The sequence below is a fragment of the Salinivirga sp. genome (genome assembly GCF_035268865.1).
Lineage (GTDB): Bacteria > Bacteroidota > Bacteroidia > Bacteroidales > Salinivirgaceae > Salinivirga.
On record NZ_DATFKB010000099.1, the window covers coordinates 1 to 7,397 of the forward strand.

Annotated in this window: 6 protein-coding genes and 1 tRNA gene; 3 read left to right on the plus strand and 4 right to left on the minus strand. The window is 41.0% G+C overall.

Annotated features, from left to right (window positions below):
* Positions 1-938 precede the first annotated feature (938 nt).
* The 3 genes from VJ937_RS05805 to VJ937_RS05815 all read right to left on the minus strand — a co-directional run bounded on the left by VJ937_RS05805 (position 939) and on the right by VJ937_RS05815 (position 2,336).
* Positions 939-1,011 (minus strand) — tRNA-Lys (locus VJ937_RS05805).
* Between the two features lie 135 nt (positions 1,012-1,146).
* Positions 1,147-1,956, minus strand: a complete 810-nt coding sequence (kdsA, locus tag VJ937_RS05810) for a 3-deoxy-8-phosphooctulonate synthase (protein WP_324065946.1) — start codon at positions 1,954-1,956, stop codon at positions 1,147-1,149.
* Between the two features lie 11 nt (positions 1,957-1,967).
* Positions 1,968-2,336 (minus strand): response regulator, encoded by a 369-nt coding sequence (locus VJ937_RS05815; RefSeq protein ID WP_324065947.1) that lies wholly within the window; start codon positions 2,334-2,336, stop codon positions 1,968-1,970.
* 85 nt (positions 2,337-2,421) lie between these two features.
* Here VJ937_RS05815 and speE point away from each other — a divergent pair, with 85 nt between their 5' ends.
* On the plus strand, positions 2,422-3,693 hold the full coding sequence (gene speE, locus VJ937_RS05820; RefSeq protein WP_324065948.1) for a polyamine aminopropyltransferase: 1,272 nt from the start codon (positions 2,422-2,424) through the stop codon (positions 3,691-3,693).
* A gap of 217 nt (positions 3,694-3,910) precedes the next feature.
* Here speE and omp85 read toward each other — a convergent pair whose 3' ends face one another.
* Positions 3,911-5,260, minus strand: a complete 1,350-nt coding sequence (gene omp85, locus VJ937_RS05825; protein ID WP_324065949.1) for an Omp85 family outer membrane protein — start codon at positions 5,258-5,260, stop codon at positions 3,911-3,913.
* A 112-nt stretch (positions 5,261-5,372) separates the two neighbouring features.
* Between omp85 and hutI the strand changes: the two genes are divergently transcribed.
* Together hutI and ftcD are read left to right on the plus strand one after the other, a co-directional pair.
* Positions 5,373-6,617, plus strand: a complete 1,245-nt coding sequence (hutI, locus tag VJ937_RS05830; protein ID WP_324065950.1) for an imidazolonepropionase — start codon at positions 5,373-5,375, stop codon at positions 6,615-6,617.
* Positions 6,618-6,651: 34 nt separating this feature from the next.
* Positions 6,652-7,397 (plus strand): glutamate formimidoyltransferase (gene ftcD / locus VJ937_RS05835; RefSeq protein WP_324065951.1); only part of this gene is annotated, 746 nt, incomplete at its 3' end.

The window sequence follows — 7,397 nt, forward strand, 5'->3', positions numbered from 1 at the left end:
GCTTGATTTGTTGAGTGCTGAGCAATAAAAAAAGGAGTGTAAATTTCGTGCTTCTTGCTCAAAACTCTCGCTCGCAACTCGCACTCCAAACTCACACTCCAAACTCACACTCCAAACTCACACTCCAAACTCGCACTCCAAACTGCATATAGAACGCGGATAAGACAGATTAATCCATCTTAAATATTGGTTTTATCACTCATTTATTCGGCTACGATGATCAATTTTTATTACCAAAAAACGATATCGTCGACAAACGGATATTCACAGATAAGAGCCAAAAACGGTATCAGCTTTAATCTGTTTATCCACGATACTTCAATCGTCCCTACAAAAGAGCTTAAAGCCGCTCGATTATTCTGTTTTTTTTACTAATGGCAGTATTTAACAGTTTAATCCGTGTTCGAATTGCTATGTTTTGGTTATTTCCCGGGTTGTCCTTGATTTGTTGAGTGCTGAGCAATAAAAAAAGGAGTGTAAATTTCGTGCTTCTTGCTCAAAACTCTCGCTCGCAACTCGCACTCCAAACTCACTCTCCAAACTCGCACTCCAAACTGCATATAGAACGCGGATAAGACAGATTAATTCATCTTAAATGTTGGTGGTTTTATCACTCATTTATTTCGCTACGATGATCAAATTTTATTACCAAAAAACGATATCGTCGATAAACGGATTTTCACAGATAAGAGTCAAAAACGGTATCAGCTTTAATCTGTTTATCCACGATACTTCAATCGTCCCTACAAAAGAGCTTAAAGCCGCTCGATTATTCTGTTTTCTTGACTAATGGAAAAATTTAACAGTTTAATCCGTGTTCTAATGGCTATGCTTGGGATATTTTCCGGCTTGTGCTTGATTTGTTGAGTGCTGAGCAATAAAAAAAGGAGTGTAAATTTTGTGCTTCTTGCTCAAAACTCACACTCCAAACTGTTTTGTGACTCGGCTGGGTCTCGAACCCAGGACCCCATCCTTAAAAGGGATGTGCTCTACCAACTGAGCTACCGAGTCATTCCTTTCTCAAAGGCGGTTGCAAAAGTAGGCTATTTTATTATGTTTCCAAAATTTTATTTTAGTTTTTTTTGTTCTTAAAATCCCGATTTGTCTCAAAATATTGATTTGCAATGAGGTCGGATAGTAAAAAATTTATAAAACATTTTTAATGGCTGCCAATTGTTTAAGCATTTTTTCAACCTGGTCGAGTTGCAGCATATTCGCTCCATCGCTTTTGGCTTCTGCCGGGTTCGGATGTGTTTCCATAAAAATCCCATTGGTTCCTGCTGCTATAGCGGCCCTTGCAATGGTGGAAATCATGGCAGGTTCGCCTCCTGTTACACCTGAAGTAGTATTGGGTTGTTGCAGGGAATGTGTTACATCAACCACAACAGGGAAACCAAGCGCCTGCATTTTTGGTATACTGCGCATATCAACAACCAGGTCACTATAACCTAACATGGTACCCCGTTCGGTGAGCATAACTCTTGAATTACCGGAATCTACAACCTTTTGAACTGCAAATTTCATGGATTCAGGCGATAAAAACTGACCTTTTTTAATGTTTATCACACGGTTGGTTTCAGCGGCAGCTATCAATATGTCAGTTTGCCGGCACAAAAATGCCGGTATTTGCAATATATCTGCCACGTCTGCAGCCATTGCTGCTTCCTCAGGCAAGTGAATGTCGGTTATGATCGGTAGTTCAAATTCCTTTTTCACTTTTTCAAGTATTTTTAGGGCTTCCTGGTCGCCAATACCCATAAAACTATCTATGCGAGAGCGGTTTGCTTTGCGATAGGACGATTTAAATACAAAAGGTATTTTGAATTTATGCGTTAACGTTTTGAGTGTTTCCGCTGTTTTTAGAGTAATAGATTCATTTTCGACTACACAGGGTCCGGCCAATAAAAAAAACTGACCACTGTCAAGGTCCTGAATGTTGGAAATAGTATTTAGCATTTCTATAATTATTAAACGATGAGTTTAAAACAATTCTCAATGGATTTTCCATCCATATCTTCCTTGATTATGTATGTTCGTGCTCCGGCTTCGAGCATTTCCTGAATATATTCCATCTCCTGGTGAAATGAAACAGCAACTACGATCACAAACCGGTTTTTGTCAACTATTTTGCGTGTAGCTTCAATACCGTTCATAACCGGCATGTCGGCATCCATAAAAATGATGTCAAAATTCTCATTTTTGGTGATTTCAACAGCTTTTTCTCCATTGCTAACCGAACGGATAAATTGTATTTTTTCTTTGTAAAGCTCTTTTAATAAGTATGATAGGGCTTTTGTAAAATGGTGATTGTCGTCTGCTATAAGTATTTTATACACGATTAAATGTGTTTTTATTTTATAGTACGAAAATAACCAATTGGTACTAAAAAAACGAATTTTTGACTACATTTGACTTTTGTCTATGGAATCATTGGGACGACATATTTTAGTGGAATTTACCGGCTGTGATCCGGATGTGATGGATGATGTGCAGGTCATTGAGGAGCAGATGGTTGAAGCTGCAGAACATTCCGGTGCAACCATAATTAATTCCACATTTCATCATTTTTCACCGCTTGGTGTTTCCGGAGTAATTGTAATACAGGAGAGTCACCTTGCAATACATACCTGGCCCGAATATAAATATGCTGCGGTTGATTTGTTTACCTGTGGCGATACTGTTGAGCCCTGGGTAGCTTTTGAACATTTGAAAAAAGCCTTCAAGGCCCGCAATTATTCAGCACTTGAAATGAGGCGGGGTACCATTCGATTATTGGATTCAGCGCTTAAACTAAAAGATGCAAGACTTGACACGGAAGAGAAAGTAACCCCTCGATTTAAACGTAATATTTGGTTTACCGATCGTGATAATTACCAGGCATTGTCATTGCGCTATACCGGAAATGTACTTTTCGACGAACGATCAGCATACAATAGAATAAGGGTTATCGAGACCTATGCTTATGGAAAAGCATTAACGTCAGGTAACAGGTTAATTTGTACTGAAAAAGACGAATATCATTACCACGAAATGATTGCACATCCGGTAATGATGGCGTGCCAAAACATTGAACGTGTGCTGATTTTGGGTGGTGGTGACGGTGGCTCTGCACGTGAAGTATTGAAGCATGGAGGTGTAAAACATGTCGATCTTGTCGAGATTGATGAAAAGGTGGTGGAAGCCTCGAAAAATTACTTGCCTTTTCTTTCCAAAGCTTACGACGATGAACGGCTCAATTTAATAATAGGAGATGCACTGGAGTTTGTCGAAAACAATGGCGATGTGCCCTATGACCTAATTATTATTGATGGACCACACAGTTCGGGGAAACCATCAAAATTATATACCCCGGCATTTTTTGACAGGTGCCGGCAATTACTTTCTTCAGAAGGAGCTATTGTTGTACAGGGCGAATCCCCTAAATTTAATGAAAAGGCATTCAAACAAATCGATCAGAATCTGAAACAGGTCTTTGGTATTGAGCATAAGTTTAATATGCTGTTTAATGTACCTACTTTTCCTTCGGGTATCTGGTCATTTCAGGTAGTAATGCAAAGTGGAAAAGATCCGCGCGATGTGGATCAGGCCGCCGTAAAACTTTTTGTAAGTCAAAAACGCACCCGTTATTATAATTATGCAACCCATATGGCAGCCTTTGCCATGCCTGAGTATGTAAAGAAAATGCTAAACTAGCAGCTACTGCCGGCCATTTCGATTCCCTGCAATTCATCGCACATCCCACTCAATGGCCTGAGGAAGGTCAAAGTGTATTATCAATCATCTAAGATCTAATATCTACTACCGGCCATTTCGATTCCCTGCAATCCATCGCACATCCCACTCAATGGCCTGAGGAAGATCAAAATGTGTTATCAATCATCTAAGATCTAATATCAAGATCACTGATCCACTAAAACAAATAATTCAACCCAATATAAATCCCAAGACCACCATCTTGCGGGTCAAGGCTGTGTGCTACATCAAAAGCTATGACAAAATTCTGGTTCATGGCCAGTCTGAAGCCGGCACCCACACCAAAATGTGGTTTTTCACCTTTATCAAAAAATTCATCTGCATTAAAATCAGGTAAATCCGCCTCTGCTGCTTCGATGACAGCTTCTTCATCGAACTCTATCGGTTCAGTCACAATTCCGGCATCGGCAAAAACATTGGTGCCCAGATAGAAATTTTGTTTAAACAGGTGGAATCGCCATAATTTATAACGCAACTCAAGGTTTCCAAAGGCAATACCTCTTCCAACCACACGATTGCGCAACACACCGCGTACGGTTTTTGCACCACCCAGCCCTTCGCTGTTGGCACCTTTTAAAAACGATGTGCTGATTAATGGGTAAAGATAAAAAGGACAATCGCCAATAGTCGTTTGATATAGAACACGATAGGCCAACGACAGATCTTCGGGGATTAGCGTAAAATATTGTCTGTGGGTGAGTGAAATTTTTGCATGCCCAAAATTATTGTTTCCGGCAAATTCGGGTGCAGCCTGCACCACAAACTCTGACCACATTCCCTGCATTGGGTTTGGTTCGTTATCCCGTGTATCGTATACGAGTCCGGCTTTAAAATAATGGTGCGTGCCGCCATCTTTTTCAGCTTCATCAATCAGGCCCCAGCGCACGTATAAATCGTATAGCCCTGCTGTATCTGGCAAGGCATCATCGCCGGACTTCCCCTCATTGAGACGGTCGATGTCAACCGATCCTATATTAAATTTATACCCAAGGTAACCTGCAATCCAACCCAGGTTTTTAACAGGCAGTTTTCCCTGAAAATCGGTTTTGAAACGAAAAAACTGGCGCTCGTGCCGGTAAAACACCCTTGAAATATAATCGTCGCTCTGATCATCTTCCCAACCGGCGTTATAAATGGCTTCAGCACCATTGAACCCGTAAAATGGCAGAGCCTGTTCTGTGAGGTAACTCATATCGGCTGTAAGTCTGATTCCGGGAATGAGGTATTTCGAATCGTAGAAAAGCCTGTTTATACCGCTGCCTTTGGTAAATCGACTTACTTCCATGTAAAGCGAATGGCGATATTCCGGGTAGCTTGATCCATCGCCATAAAAATAAAAATTGACCATACCGCCATACTGCAAACCAAAATCAGAATCATATGTTATGGTAGGCAATGCCCCAAAATTAAGGCCTGTTTTAACGCTGTCTTCTTTAGTGTCTTTTTGGGCAAAACTGCTTATTGTGCCCACCAACAGTAGCAAAATAAATATTGATTTGAGGTGCATATGAAATAAAATCTTTTGTAAAACATGCCGAAAAATGCCGCTTAAATTGCTAATTTCGTAACTCCAAAAGTAAAATAATTATTCGAAACAGAATCCAAATAAATATAAGGTTATGGTTACACTGATCAAGAATATTAAAAAACTCATACAAACAGAAGATACGCCCCGCAAATGGGTTGCAGGAAAAGAAATGGCCAATTTGCCTGCAATTGATAATGCCTGGCTCATGATTGAGGATGATAGAATTTTGGACTTTGGAACCATGGACAACTGTCCCGAACCCGATGAGGCATCGGAGATTGATGTCAGTGGTCGCATTGTAATGCCAACATTCTGCGATTCGCATACACACCTGGTTTATGCCGGAAGCCGCGAAATTGAGTATGGTGATAAAATTCGTGGTTTATCTTATGAAGAAATAGCCAAAAGAGGCGGTGGCATCTTAAATTCCACAAAACTACTTGCGCAAACCAGCGAGGACGATCTTTATGAACAAGCCCTTGAGCGTATTCATGAAATTATAGGATTTGGTACCGGAGCTGTTGAAATTAAATCGGGTTACGGACTCGATACTGAAAATGAGCTCAAAATGTTACGGGTAGCCCGCCGTCTGAAAGAGACTACTCCAATTCACATTAAAACTACCTTTTTGGGTGCTCATTCCATACCAATGGAGTACCGTAATGATCAAACGAAATTTGTAGATAAAGTGATCAATGAGATGATTCCTGCAGTAGCTGCGGAGGAGCTAGCCGATTATATTGATGTCTTTTGCGATAAAGGTTTCTTTACTGTTGAAGATACAGAGCGCATACTGATGGCAGGAATGAAATACGGCTTAATTGGAAAAATTCACGCCAATGAGCTCGATTACAGTGGAGGAATCCAGGTTGGCGTAAAGTACAACGCCCGTTCTGTGGATCATCTTGAGTTTGTTGGCCCCGATGAAATTAAGGCCCTTCAGGGCAGCGAAACAATGCCTACGGTATTGCCGGGTGCAGCATTCTTCCTGAACATGAAGCTTTCACCCGTACGCGAAATGATGAATGCCGGTTTGCCACTGGCTCTGGCTTCAGATTATAATCCGGGTTCGTCACCCTCTGGCAATATGAAATTTATTATGTCGCTGGGTTGTATCAATTACAAAATGACACCAGAGGAGGTTATTAACGCTACTACCTTAAATTCAGCTTATGCTATGGGTTTGGAAGAAGACCTGGGGTCTATTGCCAAAGGCAAAATTGCCAACCTCATTATTACCAAACCTATTCCATCTTATGAGTATTTACCATATGCCTACACCAGTCATTTGGTTGAACAGGTAATGCTTAACGGAGAACTTATTAATCTTGATTAATTCATAAAAAGAAATAAATCCAAAACCATAAAATATGAGAAAACTTGTTGAATGTGTCCCTAATTTTAGTGAAGGGGTCGATGAAAATATTATCTCTCAGATTACCGGTCAAATAGAATCGGTGAAAAATGTGCGTTTAATTGATGTAGATCCCGGTCAGGCTACCAATCGCACAGTTGTAACATTTGTGGGGGAACCCGAAGATGTTATTGAAGCTGCATTTCGTGCTGTTAAAAAGGCCCAGGAACTCATTGATATGCGCAATCATAAAGGAGCACACCCACGCTTTGGTGCTACTGATGTATGTCCGCTCGTACCGGTTTCGAACATCACTATGGAAGAGACTGTAGAGTATGCCCACAGATTGGGTAAACGCATTGGCGATGAGTTGGGTATTCCGGTATTTGCCTATGAGTTTGCGGCAACCGAGGAAAAGCGTCGCAGCCTGGCAAATTGCCGTAAAGGCGAATACGAAGCTCTGAAAGAGCGCATTACCTCTGACGAGTGGAAACCAGATTTTGGTCCGGCCGAATGGAACGATAGCGTGGCTAAATCAGGCGTGACAGCTGTGGGAGCAAGAAATTTTCTTGTGGCATACAACGTAAACCTTAATACAACATCTGTAAGAAGAGCAAACTCTGTGGCTTTTGATGTACGCGAAGCCGGCCGTGTAAAACGCGAGGGCGATCCTGTAACAGGTAAAAAAGTAAAAGATGAAAATGGAAATGATGTGCGTATTCCGGGGAAATTGAAAAAAGTACGTGGAATAGGTTGGTTCAT